Source organism: Streptomyces sp. NPDC025638, from assembly GCF_055558775.1.
This window is the reverse complement of record NZ_JBVHLX010000001.1, coordinates 302913-321253: the sequence shown is the minus strand read 5'-3', so window position 1 is coordinate 321253 and position 18341 is coordinate 302913. Positions and strand designations below refer to the sequence as shown.

14 protein-coding genes are annotated in these 18341 nt (G+C 70.6%); 7 read left to right on the top strand and 7 right to left on the bottom strand.

Annotated elements, in window-relative coordinates:
• Positions 1-456: 456 nt before the first annotated feature.
• Positions 457-1746 carry a citrate synthase gene (locus ACZ4EG_RS01470; protein ID WP_390730372.1) on the bottom strand — a complete coding sequence of 430 codons (1290 nt, stop codon included), beginning with the start codon at positions 1744-1746 and terminating at the stop codon, positions 457-459.
• Between the two features lie 197 nt (positions 1747-1943).
• A complete protein-coding gene (recD2, locus tag ACZ4EG_RS01465; protein WP_467789137.1) occupies positions 1944-4202 on the bottom strand; it encodes an SF1B family DNA helicase RecD2 in 2259 nt (752 codons plus the stop codon).
• Between the two features lie 164 nt (positions 4203-4366).
• On the opposite strand from recD2, the gene ACZ4EG_RS01460 reads away from it, so the two are divergent.
• Positions 4367-5269, top strand: coding sequence for a ribokinase (locus tag ACZ4EG_RS01460; protein ID WP_467789136.1), 903 nt, complete (start codon positions 4367-4369; stop codon positions 5267-5269).
• Between the two features lie 190 nt (positions 5270-5459).
• Here the strand turns inward: ACZ4EG_RS01460 and ACZ4EG_RS01455 are convergent, their stop codons facing one another.
• The 3 genes from ACZ4EG_RS01455 to ACZ4EG_RS01445 are packed head-to-tail and all read right to left on the bottom strand — an operon-like array spanning position 5460 to position 8622.
• Entirely contained in the window at positions 5460-6293 is an 834-nt protein-coding gene (locus ACZ4EG_RS01455; protein WP_467789135.1) for a sugar phosphate isomerase/epimerase family protein, read from the bottom strand.
• Positions 6294-6322: 29 nt separating this feature from the next.
• The gene (locus ACZ4EG_RS01450) at positions 6323-7474 is read right to left on the bottom strand and encodes a dihydrodipicolinate synthase family protein (protein ID WP_467789134.1); all 1152 of its coding nucleotides are present in this window, start codon (positions 7472-7474) and stop codon (positions 6323-6325) included.
• Complete coding sequence (locus ACZ4EG_RS01445) at positions 7471-8622, bottom strand: Gfo/Idh/MocA family protein (RefSeq protein ID WP_467789133.1); 1152 nt, start codon at positions 8620-8622, stop codon at positions 7471-7473. Before ACZ4EG_RS01445 ends, ACZ4EG_RS01450 begins: the two co-directional genes overlap by 4 nt.
• A gap of 306 nt (positions 8623-8928) precedes the next feature.
• Here ACZ4EG_RS01445 and ACZ4EG_RS01440 point away from each other — a divergent pair, with 306 nt between their 5' ends.
• The 5 genes from ACZ4EG_RS01440 (at position 8929) to ACZ4EG_RS01420 (ending at position 14204) form a co-directional block, all read left to right on the top strand.
• Positions 8929-9975 carry a LacI family DNA-binding transcriptional regulator gene (locus tag ACZ4EG_RS01440; RefSeq protein WP_467789132.1) on the top strand — a complete coding sequence of 349 codons (1047 nt, stop codon included), beginning with the start codon at positions 8929-8931 and terminating at the stop codon, positions 9973-9975.
• 552 nt (positions 9976-10527) lie between these two features.
• Complete coding sequence (locus tag ACZ4EG_RS01435; RefSeq protein ID WP_467789131.1) at positions 10528-10959, top strand: hypothetical protein; 432 nt, start codon at positions 10528-10530, stop codon at positions 10957-10959.
• Between the two features lie 89 nt (positions 10960-11048).
• Positions 11049-12008 (top strand): bifunctional helix-turn-helix transcriptional regulator/GNAT family N-acetyltransferase, encoded by a 960-nt coding sequence (locus ACZ4EG_RS01430; RefSeq protein ID WP_467789130.1) that lies wholly within the window; start codon positions 11049-11051, stop codon positions 12006-12008.
• 16 nt (positions 12009-12024) lie between these two features.
• Positions 12025-12825 (top strand): sugar phosphate isomerase/epimerase family protein, encoded by an 801-nt coding sequence (locus ACZ4EG_RS01425; protein ID WP_467789129.1) that lies wholly within the window; start codon positions 12025-12027, stop codon positions 12823-12825.
• A gap of 128 nt (positions 12826-12953) precedes the next feature.
• Positions 12954-14204, top strand: coding sequence for an MFS transporter (locus ACZ4EG_RS01420; protein ID WP_453552574.1), 1251 nt, complete (start codon positions 12954-12956; stop codon positions 14202-14204).
• Here the strand turns inward: ACZ4EG_RS01420 and ACZ4EG_RS01415 are convergent.
• On the bottom strand, positions 14179-14781 hold the full coding sequence (locus ACZ4EG_RS01415) for an RBBP9/YdeN family alpha/beta hydrolase (RefSeq protein WP_467789128.1): 603 nt from the start codon (positions 14779-14781) through the stop codon (positions 14179-14181). The genes ACZ4EG_RS01420 and ACZ4EG_RS01415 overlap by 26 nt on opposite strands.
• Positions 14778-16028 carry a 3-phosphoshikimate 1-carboxyvinyltransferase gene (aroA, locus tag ACZ4EG_RS01410; protein WP_467789127.1) on the bottom strand — a complete coding sequence of 417 codons (1251 nt, stop codon included), beginning with the start codon at positions 16026-16028 and terminating at the stop codon, positions 14778-14780. The genes ACZ4EG_RS01415 and aroA overlap by 4 nt, the downstream gene beginning before the upstream one ends.
• 409 nt (positions 16029-16437) lie before the next feature.
• Here aroA and ACZ4EG_RS01405 point away from each other — a divergent pair, with 409 nt between their 5' ends.
• On the top strand, positions 16438-18270 hold the full coding sequence (locus ACZ4EG_RS01405) for a glycoside hydrolase family 3 protein (RefSeq protein WP_467789126.1): 1833 nt from the start codon (positions 16438-16440) through the stop codon (positions 18268-18270).
• Positions 18271-18341: the final 71 nt, after the last annotated feature.

The following is an 18341-nucleotide window of genomic DNA, read 5'->3' as shown; positions in this document are numbered from 1 at the left end:
ACATATGCAAGAGACGCAGATCACAGTGATGTGAACGTAACCATCGAAGGGGTTCGAAGGTCTAAGTTGGCGATGTCGTACAGCGTCTTGGGGGGCGTTGGACGGCATCTGGGGATGTCTTGGGGGACTTCCTCAGAAATGCGTTGCCGGGGCGCGTACTTCGGGAAGCTTTGAGCGGCCCTCCCGATCGGTACGGGTCCCGGCAGATCGCACCGCATCACTGGAGCACGACCGGGTACGGCGAGTTCTGCTCGTTGTGCTCAATCAGCGATTCAGGCGCTGACCTCGCAAGCGCCCGGCCGGATCCCGTGGGGGGAATCCGCACCGGGACATGGGAAGGCGCCCTGGTCGTCGGCCCGTGGGGGGACCGACGCTCCAGGGCGCCTTCTGTCTGTCTTTTTTGCTTTCACCCAGCAGCAGGGGCACCAGCGAACCGGCGCCCCCCACCGGCAGGTGTCAGCGTTCCTCGACCGGGATGAAGTCGCGCTCCACCACGCCCGTGTAGATCTGGCGCGGGCGGCCGATGCGGGAGCCCGGCTCCTTGATCATCTCGTGCCACTGGGCGATCCAGCCCGGCAGCCGGCCGAGGGCGAACAGGACCGTGAACATCTCGGTCGGGAAGCCCATGGCCCGGTAGATCAGACCGGTGTAGAAGTCGACGTTCGGGTAGAGGTTGCGCGAGACGAAGTAGTCGTCGGAGAGCGCGTGCTCCTCCAGCTTCAGCGCGATGTCCAGCAGCTCGTCGGACTTGCCGAGGGCGGAGAGGACGTCGTGCGCGGCGGCCTTGATGATCTTGGCGCGCGGGTCGAAGGACTTGTACACCCGGTGGCCGAAGCCCATCAGGCGGACGCCGTCCTCCTTGTTCTTCACCTTGCGGATGAAGGAGTCGACGTCGCCGCCGTTCACCTGGATGCCCTCCAGCATCTCCAGGACGGACTGGTTGGCGCCGCCGTGCAGCGGGCCCCACAGGGCGGAGATGCCGGCCGAGATCGACGCGAACATGTTCGCCTGCGACGAGCCGACCAGGCGAACCGTCGACGTCGAGCAGTTCTGCTCGTGGTCGGCGTGCAGGATGAGCAGCTTGTCGAGCGCGGAGACGACGACCGGGTCCAGGTCGTAGTCCTGCGCCGGGACCGAGAAGGTCATACGGAGGAAGTTCTCGACGTAGCCGAGGTCGTTGCGCGGGTAGACGAACGGGTGACCGATCGACTTCTTGTACGCGTAGGCCGCGATCGTCGGGAGCTTGGCGAGCAGGCGGATCGTCGAGAGGTTGCGCTGCTTCTCGTCGAACGGGTTGTGGCTGTCCTGGTAGAAGGTGGACAGCGCCGAGACGACCGACGACAGCATCGCCATCGGGTGGGCGTCGCGCGGGAAGCCCTTGTAGAAGTTCTTGACGTCCTCGTGCAGCAGGGTGTGCTGCGTGATGTCGTTCTGGAAGGAGGTGAGCTCGTCGATGGTCGGCAGCTCACCGTTGATCAGCAGATAGGCCACCTCGAGGAAGGTGGAGCGCTCGGCCAGCTGCTCGATCGGGTAGCCGCGGTACCGGAGGATGCCCGCCTCGCCGTCGAGGTAGGTGATCGCGGATTTATAGGCGGCGGTGTTGCCGTAGCCGCTGTCCAGAGTCACCAGACCGGTCTGGGCGCGGAGCTTCCCGATGTCGAAGCCCTTGTCGCCGACGGTGCTGTCGATCACCGGGTAGGTGTACTCGCCGTCGCCGTACCGCAGTACTACAGAGTTGTCGCTCACGTCTTCCCTCACCGACGTAGTGCCTCATCTTCGAGGTGCCCTGACTGTCTCTACCATCCCCCATTTGGCTCAGGAGAGTGCACTCGGGGTCGACCATTGGGCCTACTGGCGGCACTCAGTGCCGCCAACCTGCTCATCCTGCCCGGTTGTTTCCCCATCTGGAAGTGCTCTGTGACCTTCGCGACTCATTTGATCGATCATTTTTTGGGATCGAGCCGGAAGTCCAGTGCCGTACAGCGTCGCCCGGCCGACACCGTGCGCACCGCCTGACCGATCGCCTTGCGTGAACCGACGAGGACGACCAGCTTCTTGGCGCGCGTGACCGCCGTGTAGAGCAGGTTGCGCTGCAGCATCATCCAGGCACCCGTGGTGACCGGGATCACCACCGCCGGATACTCACTGCCCTGCGAGCGGTGGATGGTCACCGCATACGCATGCGCCAGTTCGTCCAGCTCGTCGAATTCGTACGGAACCTCCTCGTCCTCGTCCGTCAGCACCGTGAGGCGCTGGTCGACCGGGTCGAGCGAGGTGACCACGCCCACGGTGCCGTTGAAGACACCGTTCTTGCCCTTCTCGTAATTGTTGCGAATCTGGGTGACCTTGTCGCCGACACGGAACACCCGGCCGCCGAACCGCTTCTCGGACAGGTCGGGGCGGCCGGGCGTGATGGCCTGCTGGAGCAGGCCGTTGAGCGTGCCGGCGCCCGCGGGGCCGCGGTGCATGGGCGCCAGGACCTGGACGTCCCGGCGCGGGTCGAGCCCGAACTTGGCCGGCACGCGCCGGGCCGCCACATCCACGGTGAGCCGCCCCGCCTCCTCCGTGTCGTCCTCGACGAAGAGGAAGAAGTCCTTCATGCCGTCGGTGAGCGGATGCTGCCCCGCGTTGATCCGGTGCGCGTTGGTCACCACCCCTGACTGCTGCGCCTGACGGAAGACCCGGGTCAGACGGACCGCCGGGATCGGGCTGCGGTCGGCCAGCAGATCCCTCAGCACCTCGCCCGCGCCCACGCTGGGCAGTTGGTCCACGTCCCCCACGAACAGCAGATGGGCCCCCGGAGCCACCGCCTTGACCAGCTTGTTGGCGAGCAGCAGGTCCAGCATGGAGGCCTCGTCCACCACCACCAGGTCGGCCTCCAGCGGACGGTCCTTGTCGTACGCCGCGTCGCCGCCCGGCTTGAGTTCGAGGAGCCGGTGGACGGTGGACGCCTCCGCTCCGGTCAGCTCGGCCAGGCGCTTGGCGGCCCGGCCGGTGGGCGCGGCGAGCACGACCCTGGCCTTCTTGGCGCGGGCCAGCTCCACGATCGAGCGGACCGTGAAGGACTTGCCGCAGCCGGGCCCGCCGGTCAGGACGGCGACCTTCTCGGTCAGCGCCAGCCTGACCGCGGCCTCCTGCTCCGGGGCGAGTTCGGCGCCGGTACGGGACTTCAGCCAGCCCAGCGCCTTCTCCCAGGTCACGTCCCGGAAGCCCGGCATCCGGTCCTCGTCGGTGCGCAGCAGGCGCAACAGCTGGGCGGCGAGGGAGAGTTCGGCGCGGTGGAAGGGGACGAGGTAGACGGCGGTGACGGGCTCGCCGCCGTCCGGGCCCGGGACCTTCTCCCGTACGACACCGGGATCGGACCCGTCCTCGGGCGGCTCCGCCAGCTCGGCGAGGCACTCGATGACCAGCCCGGTGTCGACCTGCAGCAGCTTCACCGCGTCGGCGATGAGCCGCTCCTCGGGCAGATAGCAGTTCCCCTGGTCGGCGGATTGCGAGAGCGCGTACTGCAGCCCGGCCTTGACGCGCTCCGGGCTGTCGTGCGGGATGCCGACGGACTGGGCGATCTTGTCGGCGGTGAGGAAGCCGATGCCCCAGACGTCGGCGGCCAGTCGGTACGGCTGGTTCTTCACGACCGAGATCGAGGCGTCGCCGTACTTCTTGTAGATGCGCACCGCGATGGACGTCGAGACCTCCACCGTCTGCAGGAAGAGCATGACCTCCTTGATCGCCTTCTGCTCCTCCCAGGCGTCGGCGATCTTCCTGGTCCGCTTGGGCCCCAGGCCGGGGACCTCGATCAGCCGCTTGGGCTCCTCCTCGATGATCCGCAGGGTGTCGATGCCGAAGTGCTGGGTGATGCGGTCGGCGAAGACCGGTCCGATGCCCTTGACCAGCCCGGATCCGAGGTAGCGCCGGATGCCCTGGACCGTGGCCGGCAGGACCGTCGTGTAGTTCTCGACGGTGAACTGCTTGCCGTACTGGGGATGAGAGCCCCAGCGGCCCTCCATGCGCAGGGACTCGCCGACCTGGGCGCCGAGCAGCGCGCCGACGACGGTGAGGAGATCGCCGGCGCCTCTGCCGGTGTCGACCCGGGCGACCGTGTAGCCGTTCTCCTCATTGGCATACGTGATCCGTTCGAGCACGCCTTCCAGCGTGGCCGATCGCCGCTCCCCGGGCTGGGCAGCCCCCGCCTGATTGGACATGATCCGACGCTACAGGGGGCCTGTGACAGTCCGGGAAGCCCGCGGGCAACGGGCGGGAAGTGCAGGCGCGCTATCCACGTCCGAGGTACCGCGCTCTTCGTCGTAACAGTCGTAACAGTCGTGACAGTCGGAACAGTCGGAACAGTCAGGACAGGAGCCCTCACATGTACGACTACGACCTCCTGGTCGTGGGATCGGCCAACGCCGACCTGGTGATAGGTGTCGAGCGGCGTCCCGGCGCCGGAGAGACGGTGCTCGGCGGAGACCTGGCCGTCCACCCCGGCGGCAAGGGCGCCAACCAGGCGGTCGCGGCCGCCCGGCTCGGGGCCCGTACGGCCCTGCTGGCCCGGGTCGGGGACGACGCCCACGGGCGGCTGCTCCTGGAGTCCCAGCGGGCGGCCGGTGTCGACACGGTGGGGGTGCTGGTCGGCGGCGCGCCAACCGGGGTCGCGCTGATCACGGTGGACCCGTCCGGGGACAACAGCATCGTGGTGTCACCGGGTGCCAACGGTCGGCTGACGCCGACGGACGTGCGGGCCGCGGGGAGCCTCTTCCACGCCTCCCGGGTGGTGTCGGCGCAGCTGGAGATCCCGCTGGAGACGGTCGTGGAAGTCGTACGCAGCCTCGCCCCCGACAGCCGCTTCGTCCTGAACCCCTCCCCGTCGCGCCCCCTCCCGGCCGAGGTGCTGGCCGCCTGTGACCCGCTGATCGTGAACGAGCACGAGGCGAAGGTCGTCCTGGGGGACGCCTGCGTGAGCGAGAAGCCCGAGGACTGGGCGCGGCTGCTGCTGGCGAAGGGTCCGCGGTCGGTGGTCCTGACGCTGGGCGCGGAGGGCGCGCTGGTGGCCGACACCCAGGGCGTGGCGCGTGTCCCGTCGGTGAAGGTCGCCGCCGTGGACACCACCGGCGCGGGCGACGCGTTCACCGCGGCACTGGCCTGGCGCCTGGGGACGGGCGCCTCCCTCACGGAGGCGGCGGCCTACGCGGCCCGCGTGGGAGCCGCCGCCGTGACGAGGCGGGGCGCACAGGAGTCGTTCCCGACGGCAGAAGAGGTCGCGAGGCTCTGAGAGAAGGCGCCGGACACTTCAGCAGGCGCCGGACAGCTTCGAGGGGGCCCGGTCCGTCGACCGGGCCCCCTCGGCTCTTCCCCTCCGTATCAGAACCCCCGCGATCCCCCCGGATCCCCCTCCAGAAGCCCTGATGCCACGTACGACACGGCAGGTGGGAGAAGGGTTGTACGGGAATTCCAAGATTTTTTCAGCCGAGGGGCGCCACACGTCGGCCACGTGCTGATGGGAACACGTGTTCAATGAACCGCGCCGCCGTCTCCGCGAGGACCTCTCGTCCGTCCCGTGCCCACAGCTCCTCGTTGAACAGCTCGACCTCGATGGGACCGGTGTAGCCGGCCGCCTCCACGTACCGCGTCCACTCCCGCATGTCGATCGAGCCGTCCCCGAGCTGCCCGCGTCCGTTGAGGACGCCCTCCGGCAACGGGGTGGTCCAGTCGGCGAGTTGGAAGCTGTGGATACGGCCGCCCGCGCCCGCCCGCTCGATCTGCGCGGGCGCCGAGTCGTCCCACCAGATGTGGTAGGTGTCCACCGTGACGCCCACCTGGTGCGCGGGGAAGCGTTCCGCGAGGGCCAGGGCCTGGGCGAGGGTGGAGACCACACAGCGGTCGGAGGCGTACATCGGGTGGAGGGCCTCGATGGCCAGCCGTACACCCCGGGACTCCGCGTACGGGCCCAGCTCCGCGAGCGCGTCCGCGATGCGCTCGCGGGCGCCGTGCAGGTCCCGGGAGCCGGCCGGGAGGCCGCCCGAGACCAGCACCAGGGTGTCCGTGCCGAGCGCGGCCGCCTCGTCGACGGCACGGCGGTTGTCGGCAAGGGCGACGGCACGCGCGTCCGGGTCGATGTCCGTGAAGAAGCCGCCCCGGCACAGGGTGGTCACCGTCAGACCCGCGTCACGGACGAGCTTCGCGGTCTCCTCCAGGCCGTACGTCTGCACGGGGTCCCGCCACAGGCCGACGTTGCCGATGCCCAGCTCGCGGCAGGCGTCGACCAGTTCGGGCATCGACAGTTGCTTCACGGTCATCTGGTTGATGCTGAAACGCTCAAGACCGGTCACTGGTTCACCCCGTACAGACAGAGCAGACTCTTCATCCGCTCCTCCGCAAGCTTCGGGTCCGGGAACAGACCGAGGCCGTCGGCGAGTTCGTAGGCGCGGGCGAAGTGCGGCAGGGAGCGGGCCGACTGGAGGCCGCCGACCATCGTGAAGTGCGCCTGGTGCCCCGCGAGCCAGGCCAGGAAGACGACCCCGGTCTTGTAGAAGCGGGTCGGGGTCCGGAAGAGGTGGCGGGACAACTCGACGGTCGGGTCGAGCAGCGCACGGAACCCGGCCCGGTCGCCCGTGTCGAGGACCCGGACCGCCTCCACCGCCAGGGGACCGAGCGGGTCGAAGATGCCGAGCAGTGCGTGACTGAAGCCCTTCTCGTCGCCCGCGATCAGTTCGGGGTAGTTGAAGTCGTCGCCGGTGTAGCAGCGCACCCCCTGCGGGAGCCGGCGGCGCAGATCGATCTCCCGCTGGGCGTCCAGCAGAGAGACCTTGATTCCGTCGACCTTGTCCGGGTGCGCGGCGATGACCTCCAGGAAGGTGCCGGTGGCGGCGTCGAGATCGGCCGACCCCCAGTAGCCCTCCAGCGCCGGGTCGAACATCGGCCCGAGCCAGTGCAGGATCACCGGTTCGGAGGCCTGCCGCAGGAGATGGCCGTACACCTCCTGGTAGTCCTCGGGCCCTTCGGCGGCCGCCGCCAGCGCCCGCGAGGCCATCAGGATCGCCTGCGCCCCGGACTCCTCGACGAGCGCGAGCTGCTCCTCGTACGCCGCGCGGATCTCCACGAGTGACCCGCCGGCGATCTGATCGGTGCCGACTCCGCAGGCGATGCGCCCGCCGACTGCCTTCGCCTCGGCGGCGGACCGCCGGATCAGCTCGGCGGCGCCCGCCCAGTCCAGTCCCATTCCGCGCTGGGCGGTGTCCATGGCCTCGGCGACGCCCAGCCCGTGGGACCACAGATGGCGGCGGAAGGCGAGGGTGGCGTCCCAGTCGACAGCAGCCGGCGAGTCGGGCGACACGTCGGCGAACGGATCGGCGACGACATGCGCGGCAGAGAAGACCGTACGGGAGGTGAAGGCAGCACCCCCGGTGAGCGCGAGCGGCTCCGCACGCGGCTCGTAGGCCCGCAACCGACCACCAGGACCAGGGAGTCGAATGGTCACAGCGAGATCTCCGGGACGTCGAGACGGCGGCCCTCGGCCGAGGACTTCAGGCCCAGTTCGGCGAGTTGGACGCCACGGGCTCCGGCGAGCAGGTCCCAGTGGTACGGCGCGTCGGCGTACACGTGCTTGAGGAACAGCTCCCACTGCGCCTTGAAGCCGTTGTCGAACTCGGCGTTGTCCGGCACCTCCTGCCACTGGTCGCGGAAGACCTCGGTGGCGGGGACGTCCGGGTCCCACACGGGCTTGGGGGTGGCGGACCGGTGCTGGACGCGGCAGTTGCGCAGCCCGGCGACGGCCGACCCCTGCGTCCCGTCGACCTGGAACTCGACGAGTTCGTCCCGGTTGACCCGCACCGCCCAGGAGGAGTTGATCTGGGCGACGGCACCGCCCTCCAGCTCGAAGATGCCGTAGGCGGCGTCGTCAGCGGTGGCGTCGTAGGGCTTGCCGTCCTCGTCCCAGCGCTGCGGAACATGCGTGGCGGCGAGCGCCTGCACAGTCACAACCCGCCCGAAGAGCTCGTGCAGCACATACTCCCAGTGCGGGAACATGTCGACGACGATGCCGCCGCCGTCCTCGGCACGGTAGTTCCAGGAGGGCCGCTGGGCGGACTGCCAGTCGCCCTCGAAGACCCAGTATCCGAACTCGCCCCGGACGGACAGGATCCGCCCGAAGAACCCGCAGTCGATGAGCCGCTTCAGCTTGAGCAGCCCCGGCAGGAAGATCTTGTCCTGTACGACACCGTGCTTGATCCCCTTCTCATGGGCGAGGCGGGCGAGTTCGAGGGCGCCCTCCAGCCCTGTGGCGGTGGGCTTCTCGGTGTAGATGTGCTTGCCCGCGGCGACGGCCCGCTTGATGGCCTCCTCGCGGGCGGAGGTGACCTGGGCGTCGAAGTAGATGTCGACGGTCGGGTCGGCGAGGACCGCGTCCGCGTCCGTCGACCAGTGCTCCAGCCCGTGCCGCTCGGCGATCTCGCGCAGGGCGTGCTCGCGGCGGCCGACGAGGATCGGTTCCGGCCACAGCACGGTGCCGTCGCCGAGGTCGAGGCCACCCTGGTCGCGCAGGGCGAGGATCGACCGGACGAGGTGCTGGCGGTAACCCATACGCCCGGTCACGCCGTTCATGGCGATACGCACGGTCTTGCGTGTCACGTCATTCCCTTCGTAGGCGTTCGACGCCTGGATACCGGTCTTCTCTTGCCTTCCCCGGTACTACTGGTAGACCGCACAGCAAGCGCTTTCTACCACAGGAGAAGCTAGCCTCTGACCCATGGTCCGGACAAGGCCGTGTCCACATCGAGTTGTTCGAGGGGGCGAACAAGAGGGGTCCTGGGCCGTAAGGTCTGCTCGAACTGCACAAAACCGAGGCCGTGGAACCGTGACCCGTGCGCGGCCTGTGTATGACGACGTACGCCGCACGTGGACGTACGACGAGAAGCGCGACCGGAGGACGACGAGATGACGGTGACCCTGGCGGACGTGGCGGCCCGCGCCCAGGTCTCGCCCGCGACGGTGTCGCGCGTGCTGAACGGCAACTATCCCGTGGCCGCCTCCACGCGGGAGCGGGTGCTGCGGGCGGTCGACGAGCTGGACTACGTCCTCAACGGCCCGGCGAGTGCCCTCGCGGCGGCGACCTCGGACCTGGTCGGCATCCTGGTCAACGACATCGCGGACCCCTTCTTCGGCATCATGGCGAGCGCGATCCAGGGCGAGATCGGCGGCCCCGGCGGCCGCGCGGGCGGCGAGAGGCTGGCGGTCGTCTGCAACACCGGAGGCTCCCCGGAGCGCGAACTGACCTATCTGACCCTGCTCCAGCGGCAGCGGGCCGCGGCGGTGATCCTGACGGGCGGCGCGGTGGAGGACGAACCGCACGCGGCCACCATGACGGCCAAGCTCCGCAAACTGACGGAAGCCGGAACACGGGTGGTCCTGTGCGGACGCCCGCCGGCCCCCGACACCCAGGCCATCGCCCTCACCTTCGACAACCGCGGCGGCGCCCGCCAACTGACCGAGCACCTGATCGGCCTGGGCCACCGCCGCCTCGGCTACATCGCCGGCCCCGAGGAGCGGACCACGACCCGCCACCGTCTGGAGGGACACCGGGCGGCGCTGGAGGCGGCGGGCATCGAGGAGGACGTACGCTGGACCGTCCACGGCCGCTACGACCGCCGGTCGGGCTACGAGGCGACGCTCGAACTGCTGCGCAGGGACCCGTCCCTGACGGCGGTGGTGGCCGCGAACGACTCCGTCGCCCTGGGCGCCTGCGCGGCCCTGCGCGACTCCGGCCGCCGCATCCCCGAGGACGTCTCGGTGGCGGGCTTCGACGACCTGCCCTTCAGCCTCGACGCGGTACCGTCCCTGACGACGGTACGCCTCCCCCTCTCCGAGGCCGGAGCCCGAGCGGGCCGCATCGCAATGGGCCGAGAGGAACCCCCGCCCGGCGGAATCGCAACGGTACGCGGAGAACTGATGGTCCGAGCCTCTTCCGGAGTACCGCGGGCCTAGCACCGCAGCACCCCGCAACTCGGTCCGCCCTGCCTACTCCAACAAAGACAGAGTGGAAGCTCTGGGCCACCCACACCCCTCCACCCCGCTCCTCCCCGACCCCCACCTGACCCATTCCTTCCACTCGCACCCATGCACGTGACCGGTGGGGCCGATGTGACGCGGGAGGCGGGGGCGCGGGCGGGCGCCGGCGTCGGGACGCGCCACCACCCACCACCCGCACCCACCGACCGCAAGCCGCCAAACCCACCCGGCGTGCAGGCGAGGCGCGACCGCGCCCCCACCACCCCGGCCCAGAACGCAGCCCACCCAAGGGCCCGACCCACCCAAGCCGGCCACTTTCCCCCGGCCGCCCGCTCGCTTCTCACCCGTGTTTCCACGGCCCTGGTCAAGGGTGACCCGAAGGGTCATCGCCGAAGGCGACGCGGAGCGACAGCGGAGCGCCCTTTACTCGGGCCACGGAAGCACGACACTGACCAAGAAGCGGGCGGCCCAACAGCCACCGGAAACTCCGCAGGAAAGCCCCGGGAAAGCCCCAGGAGACCCACCGCCATGCCCCCCACCCCCTGCCACCAGTCCATCACTGAGCCCACCACCTGCCGGGACTGCGGAGCCGTAGCCCAATGGCACGGCGTGCAAGTGCTGCTGGAGGACGGCTCGTTGCGCTGGGACACCGAGGTGGAGTGCTCCAGCTGCGGAAGCGCGACTGCCATATGCGGCCGGGAGATACCGCCCGACACACGCGAGCGGATGCTCACCGCGCACGGCCCGACCATGCTGCGGTTGCGGCCGCCGATCGAACGAGCGACCACCATGCGCGTACTCCGGCAGACGCTCGGAATCGCTCTGGCCGACGTCAGGGTCGTACTGCAGCAGATCCTCGCCGCCGAATACGGCGGAACCCTCCCCGAAACGGAGTTGCTCGCTCGAAAGTTGCGCAGCGCAGGTGTCGATGCGGTGGCCGTACACCCAAGCGGGTCCTAGCCCCGGCATGGACGCCCCCCACCCTCGTGCCCTAGCCTCGAACCGGCGGTATCTCTGACTGAGTCAAACATCCGGGGAGCCGAGCGATCATGAGTGTTCAGGACATCCGTGACATCCACGATATCCGTGACATCCGTGCCTTCAACCGCTTCTACACGAACGTCATCGGCGCCCTCGACTACGGCCGCCACCTCTACGCCCCCTACACCCTCACCGAGTCCCGCGTCCTGTACGAGCTGGCGCACTCCCCTCGTACCGACGCGGTCGATCTGCGCACCGAACTCTCGTTGGACGCCGGTTACTTGAGCCGGATCCTGAACAAGTTCGAGCAGGACGGACTGGTCGAGCGCTCGGCCTCCGACACGGATCCGCGGCGGCGGCGCATCTCGCTCACCCCGCGGGGGCGGGAGGCCGCCGAGCTGCTCGACGAGCGGGCCCGGGAGAGCGTCGGCTCGCTGCTCGGCACCGTGCGCCCCGGTGACCGGCCGCGCCTCGCGGAGGCGATGCGGACCATCCGTACCCTCCTGGGAGACGAGAACGCCCCAGGCCCGGGCGAGGTCGTGCTGCGCGAGCCCGGTCCCGGTGACCTCGGCTGGATCGTGCAGCGCAACGCCGCGCTGTACGCCGCCGAATACGACTGGAACGCGGACTACGAAGGGCTGGTCGCGCGTATCGTCGCCGACTTCGCGCAGGACCACGACCCGCATCTGGAGCGGGTGTGGATCGCCGAGCTGGGCGGGCGGCCCGTGGGATGCGTGATGTGCGTACGGGACGAAGCCCCGGCCACCGCCCGCCTCCGCCTCCTTCTCGTCGAGCCCGACGCGCGCGGGCTCGGCATCGGCGACCGGCTCGTCGAGGCCGTCATCGACTTCGCGCGCGGTGTCGGCTACCGCGAGCTGGTCCTGTGGACCAACGACGTTCTCTCCGCCGCCCGCCGTATCTACCAGCGCCACGGCTTCGCCCTGGTCACCGAGGAGGCCCACCGCTCCTTCGGCAAGGATCTGACGGGACAGGACTGGCGTCTGGATCTGCACGGATCGGGCGATTGACGAGTAGGGTCCAAACATGAAGCTCGCCTTCTCCACCCTCGGTGTTCCCGGTCTGCCCGTACCTGAGGTACTGGCGCTCGCGACCGCGCACGGCTATCACGGCGTCGAGCTGCGCGCCCATCCGGAGGAGCCGGTGCACGTCGGCCTCGGACCGGACGAACGGACCGATGTGGCCGCCGAGTTCAAGGCGGCGGGGGTCGAGATCATGGGGATCGCCGGGTACACGCGCGTCGCCGCGCCGGGTGACGACGAGCCCGTGCTCGACGAGCTCCGCGGACTCCTCGATCTCGCCCATGACCTGGGCGCCCCCTTCGTCCGGGTCTTCCCGGGCGCCGCACCCGACCAGCCCCGGGACGAGGCCGACGCCACGGCCGCCCAGCGGCTGGGCACCGCCGCCGAGCACGCCTCCGCCCTCGGCGTCCGCATCCTGCTCGAAACCCACGACTCGCACCGCACCGGCGCCGACGCGATCCGCATCCTGGGCCGAGTCGGCCACCGCCAGGTCGGCGCGCTGTGGGACGTGATGCACACCTGGCTGGGCGGCGAGCAGCCCTCGGAGTCCTACGCGGCGCTCGCCCCGTATCTCGGATACGTCCAGGTCAAGGACATCGCCTCGGCCGACGACACCACCCCGCTGCCGCTCGGCGCCGGAGTGCTGCCGCTCACCGAGTGCGTGGACGTGCTCTGCCGGCACAGCTGGGAGGGCTGGCTGTGCTGGGAGTACGAAAAGCGGTGGTACGAGGCGGCACCGCCGCTCCCGGAGCTGCTGGACAGGGGCCGGGAGCATCTCGTACGACTGCTCACCGACGCCGCCTGAGACTCCCTCCCCGACTGAGCTGACCCAGTAGGTGACCGGACCCGTAATTCATTGGCCCACCCCCCAGGCCCCGGCTAGCCTCCCCCGGTGACTCACCCACCCACCTCGCCGCACCCCGTCATGCCCTCATGAGCCTGACGCGCCTGACGCGTTCCCTCATCGACGTCAGGCCCCTGCGCACCTCCCCCGTCTTCCGGCGGCTGCTGATCGGCCGGACGGTGTCCTCGCTCGGTGGCTTCATGACCATGGTCACCGTCATGTACCAGGTCTGGGACATGACCCACAGCGCGGCCTGGAGCGGTGCGATCGGGCTGGCGCAGGCGCTGCCGCTGGTGGTGTTCGGGCTGTTCGCCGGGGCCTGGGTGGACCGGGCCGACCGGCGCCGGGTCTTTCTGACGGCGACCGTCGGCCAGGCGGCCTGCTCCGTGCTGCTCGCCGTGCAGGGCTTCACCGGGCACGTCCCGGTGACCGCCGTCCTCGCCCTGGTGGCCACGCAGTCGGCCTTCGGCGCGCTCGGCGCACCGGCGGCGGGCGTCTTCGTCCCCCGTCTGCTGCCCAAGGACCAGGTGGCCGCGGGACTGGCCCTCAACCAGATCACCGGCAAGTCGATGATGCTGGCCGGCCCCGCGCTGGGGGGTGTCCTGCTGGGCTGGCTGGGCATCGGCGCCTGCTACCTCCTGGACGCCCTGAGCTTCGCCCTCGCCTTCTACGGCGCCTTCGGCCTGCCCGCGCTGCCACCCGAGGGCGAGCCGTCGCGGGCGGGCTTGCACGGGGTGCTGGACGGGCTGCGCTTTCTGGCCCGGCACCGGGTGGTGCGGGGCGCGCTGATCACCGACCTCGCCGCGACCGTGCTGTCCTTCCCGACCAGCCTCTTCCCCCTGGTCAACGCCGAGCGCTTCGGCGACAACCCGCGCACGCTGGGCCTCCTCCTCTCCGCGATGGCGATCGGAGGCATCGGGGCGACGGCCCTGTCCGGCTCGGTGACCCGGCTCGGCCGGCCGGGCCGGGTGATGCTGTGCGGGGCGGGGACCTGGGGCGCCGCACTCGTCCTGTTCGGCATGTCCACCGACCCGTGGACCGGCCTCGGCCTCCTGGTCGTGGCCGGAGCGGCCGACGCCCTGTCCGTCGTCTCGCGCTCGACGATCGTGCAGACCCGTACCCCCGACGCCCTGCTGGGCCGGGTCACGGCGGCGGAGACGATCGTCGGCCAGGCGGGCCCCAGCCTCGGCAATGTGCGCGGCGGCCTGGTGGCCGGCTGGACCTCCGGTGCCACCGCCCTGATCACCGGCGGCCTGCTGTGCCTGCTGGCGGTCGGCGCAGTGGGCGCCACGACACCGGAGCTGCGCGACGGGGCTAGTGCGCCGCCGGACGAGCGGTGAGCGGCGCGGAGGCGTCCAGGCACCACTCCAGTACGGCGGGCCAGGAGCCGTAACCCGCGACGAGGTCGAGATGGCCGGCGCCCGGGACGATCTCGGTGGGGATGCCGAGCGGGTCGCCGTAGAGGGTGCGCGCGCCCTCGGGGCAGTACGGGTCGTCGTCGCCGGCGACGAGCCGGGTGGGCCCGGGGAGGGCGAAGTCCGGGGCGGGCGGCGCGAACTCGGCGATCTCCGGATGCCGTACGAGCACGGAGGCGGACGGCGGGGCGACGAGCAGCGCCCGGTCCACGTCCCGCTGCTCCTTCATGCCGCGGGCGGCCGCGTGCAGCCAGAGCACGGCGGAGGCGCTGTGGGCGAGGACGACCCGTTCCCCGGCCGGGTCGAGCCCGCCGAGGTGGCGGGCCAGTTCGCCGAGCCAGACGTCGAGGTCCGGGTCGTCGGGGTCGGGCAGCTGCGGATAGGTGACCCGGTGTCCCAGCTCGGTGAGCCGGTCGGCCAGCCAGTGCTGCCAGTGGTCCGCGGGGCGGCGGTTCTGCCAGCCGTGCAGGATGAGGTAGGAGCCCGGAGCGTGCTTGGTCATGCGTTCGATGATCCCAGTGCGGCCCTCAGGTTCCCGAAGGCCTCGTGGAACCCGGGGAACGTCTTCCGTACGCACCCGGGGTCGTCGAACGACACTCCCGGCACCCGAAGTCCCGTCACCGCGAAGGACATGACGATGCGGTGGTCACCGTAGGACTTGATCTGTACGTCGGGCAGGGGTTCGCCGGGCTCGATCTCGATCCGGTCGGGGCCGGTGGACACGGAGATCCCGAGCCGCCGGAGGTTCTCCGCGCAGGCGTCCAGCCGGTCGCACTCCTTCACGCGCGTATTGGCCACGTCCTCGATGCGGACCGGGCCGGAGGCGAAGGGCGCGATCGCGGCCAGCGTGGGCATCGTGTCGGAGATGTCCCGCATGTTGACCGTCAGACCCCTCAGCACTCCCGTCCCCCGCACCGTCGTGCGGTCGGGACCGATCTCCGCCTCGGCGCCCATCCTGCGCAGTACGTCCACGAAGCCCAGGTCTCCCTGGAGGGCACCGGCGCCCAGCCCGGGGACGGTGACCTCCGCGCCCGGGGTGACGGCCGCCGCGGCGAAGAAGTAGCTCGATGTCGACGCGTCCGGCTCCACCGCGTACGTCGTGGCCCGGTAGCCGCCCGGCCCGACCACGAAGTCGTCGCCCTCCCGCCGTACCTCGGCCCCGAACTCCCGCATCATCGCGATGGTGATCTCCACGTACGGCGCCGAGACCAGGTCCGTCACCCGGATCCGCAGGCCCTTGCGGGTCAGCGGGCCCAGCAGGAGCAGGGCCGTCAGGTACTGGGACGACTGGCCCGCGTCCAGGACCACCTCGCCGCCCTCGACACCCGCCGCCTCGATCCGCAGCGGGTGGTGCCCCTCCGCCTCCTCGTGCCGCAGGTCCACGCCGAGGTCGCGCAGGGCCCGGGTCAGCGGGGCCAGGGGACGGCGGCGCATCTGGGGCGAGGCGTCGAAGCGGTAGCTGCCGTGGCCGGCCGCGGCCAGGGTGGGCAGGAAGCGGGCCGTGGTGGCGCCGTCGCGGCAGTAGACGTCGGCCTCGGGCAGCGCGGGGCCCTCGGGGCGGCCGTCGATCTGCCAGGTGTCCGGGGTGCGGCCCACGCGGTAGCCGAGCCGGGCCAGGCCCTCGGCGAAGCCCTCGGTGTCGTCCGAACGAAGCGGTCGTACGAGGGTGGTGACTCCGTCGGCCGCTGCCGCGAGGAAGAGGGCGCGGGCGGTGATGGACTTGGAACCGGGGATGTCGACTACGGGCATGCCCACATGATCCGACGGCGGGCCCGGCGTGTGCCGGTGCGTCCGCCGACTGGACCTGCGCGCCGTCGCACGCGCCTCCGCCCGGCACCCCTGGCACCCCCGCCACCCCTTCACCGACTTGCGGGAATCCACCCGGGCCGGGGAACCCTGCCCCACCCCGGTCCGTCCAACCCGTAGGCTGCCGGACGAGTCTCCGCGGTGCGGTGTCGGCCTCGCTGCTGGCTGCGATCGCTGACCACCCTCTCCGCCGCACTGCGGCCGGCAGCACGCCGTCATCGGCGCGCCCCCCTCCAACTGCGCCGATGGCGGCCCCGGTCTGGTTACTGTGCATTCCCTTGACTGGCAGAAACTTCCTGGATATGGGTGACTTCTCGGAAGTTTCCTTCAGTGATCTCCGAAAGGAGCGCACGTGCCCGACACCAGCACGGGAAGCACAGGAAGCACCGCACGTCCGTCCAGACGTACCGTCCTCGCCGCCACCGCCGGCGTCACCGCCTCGCTGACGGTCGGCGGTACCGCGAACGCCGCCGGTCCCGGCGAAATGAAGCTCCGTGCCCTCGTCTCCCGCATGACGCTGGAGGAGAAGGTCGGCCAGCTCTTCGTGATGCGGGTCTACGGCCACTCCGCCACCGCCCCCGACCAGGCCGACATCGACGCCAACCTCAAGGAGATCGGCGTACGCACGGCCGTCGAACTCATCGCCAAGTACCGCGTCGGCGGCATCATCTACTTCACCTGGGCCCACAACACCCGCGATCCCCACCAGATCGCCGATCTGTCCAACGGCATCCAGCGGGCCTCGCTGGAACAGCCCCGCGGGTTCCCCCTCCTCGTCGCCACCGACCAGGAGCACGGCATCGTCTGCCGGGTCGGCAAGCCCGCCACCCTCTTCCCCGGCGCCATGGCCATGGGGGCCGGCGGCTCCCGCACCGACGCCCGCGCCCTCGGCCGGATCTCCGGCGCCGAACTGCGCGCCATCGGCATCAACCAGGACTACTCACCCGACGCCGACGTGAACGTCAACCCGGCCAACCCGGTCATCGGCGTACGGTCCTTCGGCGCCGATCCGGACGCGGTCGCCGGGCTGGTGGCGGCCGAGGTGACGGGGTATCAGTCGGCGCGGGTCGCGGCCACCGCCAAGCACTTCCCCGGGCACGGCGACACCGCCGTGGACAGCCACTACGGCTTCCCGGTCATCACGCACAGCCGGGAGTTGTGGGAGCGGCTGGACGCGGTGCCCTTCCGGGCGGCGATCAGGGCGGGCATCGACTCGATCATGACCGCGCACATCCAGTTCCCGGCGCTGGACGACTCGGGCGACCCGGCCACCCTCTCCCACCCCATCCTCACCGGCATCCTCCGTGAGGAACTGGGCTACGACGGAGTCGTCGTCACCGACTCGCTCGGCATGGAGGGCGTACGCACGAAGTACGGGGACGACCGGGTGCCGGTGCTCGCCCTGAAGGCGGGAGTCGACCAGCTCCTCAACCCGCCGAATCTGAACGTGGCGTGGAACGCCGTCCTCAAGGCCGTACAGAACGGCGAGCTCACCGAGGCACGGCTCGACGAATCGATCCTGCGCATCCTGCGGCTGAAGGCGAGGCTGGGGATCCTCGACCAGCCGTACGTCAGCCTGTCCGGCATCGACCACGTGGTCGGTACGGCGGCGCACCTCGCGATGGCCGACCGTATCGCCGAGCGGACGACGACCCTCCTGGTCAACGAGGGCGGAGTCCTGCCGCTGTCCGGTCGGACGCACCACAAGATCCTGGTCGTCGGCGCCGATCCCGCCTCCCCGTCCGGCACCACGGGCCCGCCCACCTCGGTCCTGGCCGCCGCCCTCACCGAACTCGGCTTCACGGCCACCGCCCTGCCGACCGGCACGGCCCCCTCCGCGGCGACCATCGCCAAGGCGGTCACGGCGGCGCGGGACGCGGACGCGGTGGTCGTCGCGACGTACAACGTCACGGCGGCCGGCAGCCAGAAGACGCTGGTGGAACAGCTGGTGGCGACCGGGAGGCCGGTGGTGGCGATCGCGGTCCGCAACCCGTACGACGTCGCCCAGCTCCCCTCCGTCCCGGGCTGCCTGGCCACCTACTCCTGGACCGACGTCGAACTGCGCGCCGCCGCGCGGGTCGTCGCCGGGCGGGTCGCGCCGCGCGGGAAGCTGCCGGTACCGGTGCAGCGGGCGGACGATCCGACACAGGTGCTGTACCCCATCGGCCACGGACTGTCGTACTAGGCGTACGTCGCACACCGGGCGTAACGCGGCCAACAGGCGGAAAGCCTCCCACACCGCTGGCGTGAGCCCGC

Bases quoted from the DNA above. Each gene is read 5' to 3' on its own strand.
- ACZ4EG_RS01430 (WP_467789130.1), top strand. From the start codon at position 11,049: ATGAGTGTTCAGGACATCCGTGACATCCACGATATCCGTGACATCCGT.
- ACZ4EG_RS01420 (WP_453552574.1), top strand. From the start codon at position 12,954: ATGAGCCTGACGCGCCTGACGCGTTCCCTCATCGACGTCAGGCCCCTG.
- recD2 (WP_467789137.1), bottom strand. From the start codon at position 4,202: ATGTCCAATCAGGCGGGGGCTGCCCAGCCCGGGGAGCGGCGATCGGCC.
- ACZ4EG_RS01455 (WP_467789135.1), bottom strand. From the start codon at position 6,293: ATGACCGTGAAGCAACTGTCGATGCCCGAACTGGTCGACGCCTGCCGC.
- ACZ4EG_RS01435 (WP_467789131.1), top strand. From the start codon at position 10,528: ATGCCCCCCACCCCCTGCCACCAGTCCATCACTGAGCCCACCACCTGC.
- aroA (WP_467789127.1), bottom strand. From the start codon at position 16,028: ATGCCCGTAGTCGACATCCCCGGTTCCAAGTCCATCACCGCCCGCGCC.
- ACZ4EG_RS01440 (WP_467789132.1), top strand. From the start codon at position 8,929: ATGACGGTGACCCTGGCGGACGTGGCGGCCCGCGCCCAGGTCTCGCCC.
- ACZ4EG_RS01425 (WP_467789129.1), top strand. From the start codon at position 12,025: ATGAAGCTCGCCTTCTCCACCCTCGGTGTTCCCGGTCTGCCCGTACCT.
- ACZ4EG_RS01460 (WP_467789136.1), top strand. From the start codon at position 4,367: ATGTACGACTACGACCTCCTGGTCGTGGGATCGGCCAACGCCGACCTG.
- ACZ4EG_RS01415 (WP_467789128.1), bottom strand. From the start codon at position 14,781: ATGACCAAGCACGCTCCGGGCTCCTACCTCATCCTGCACGGCTGGCAG.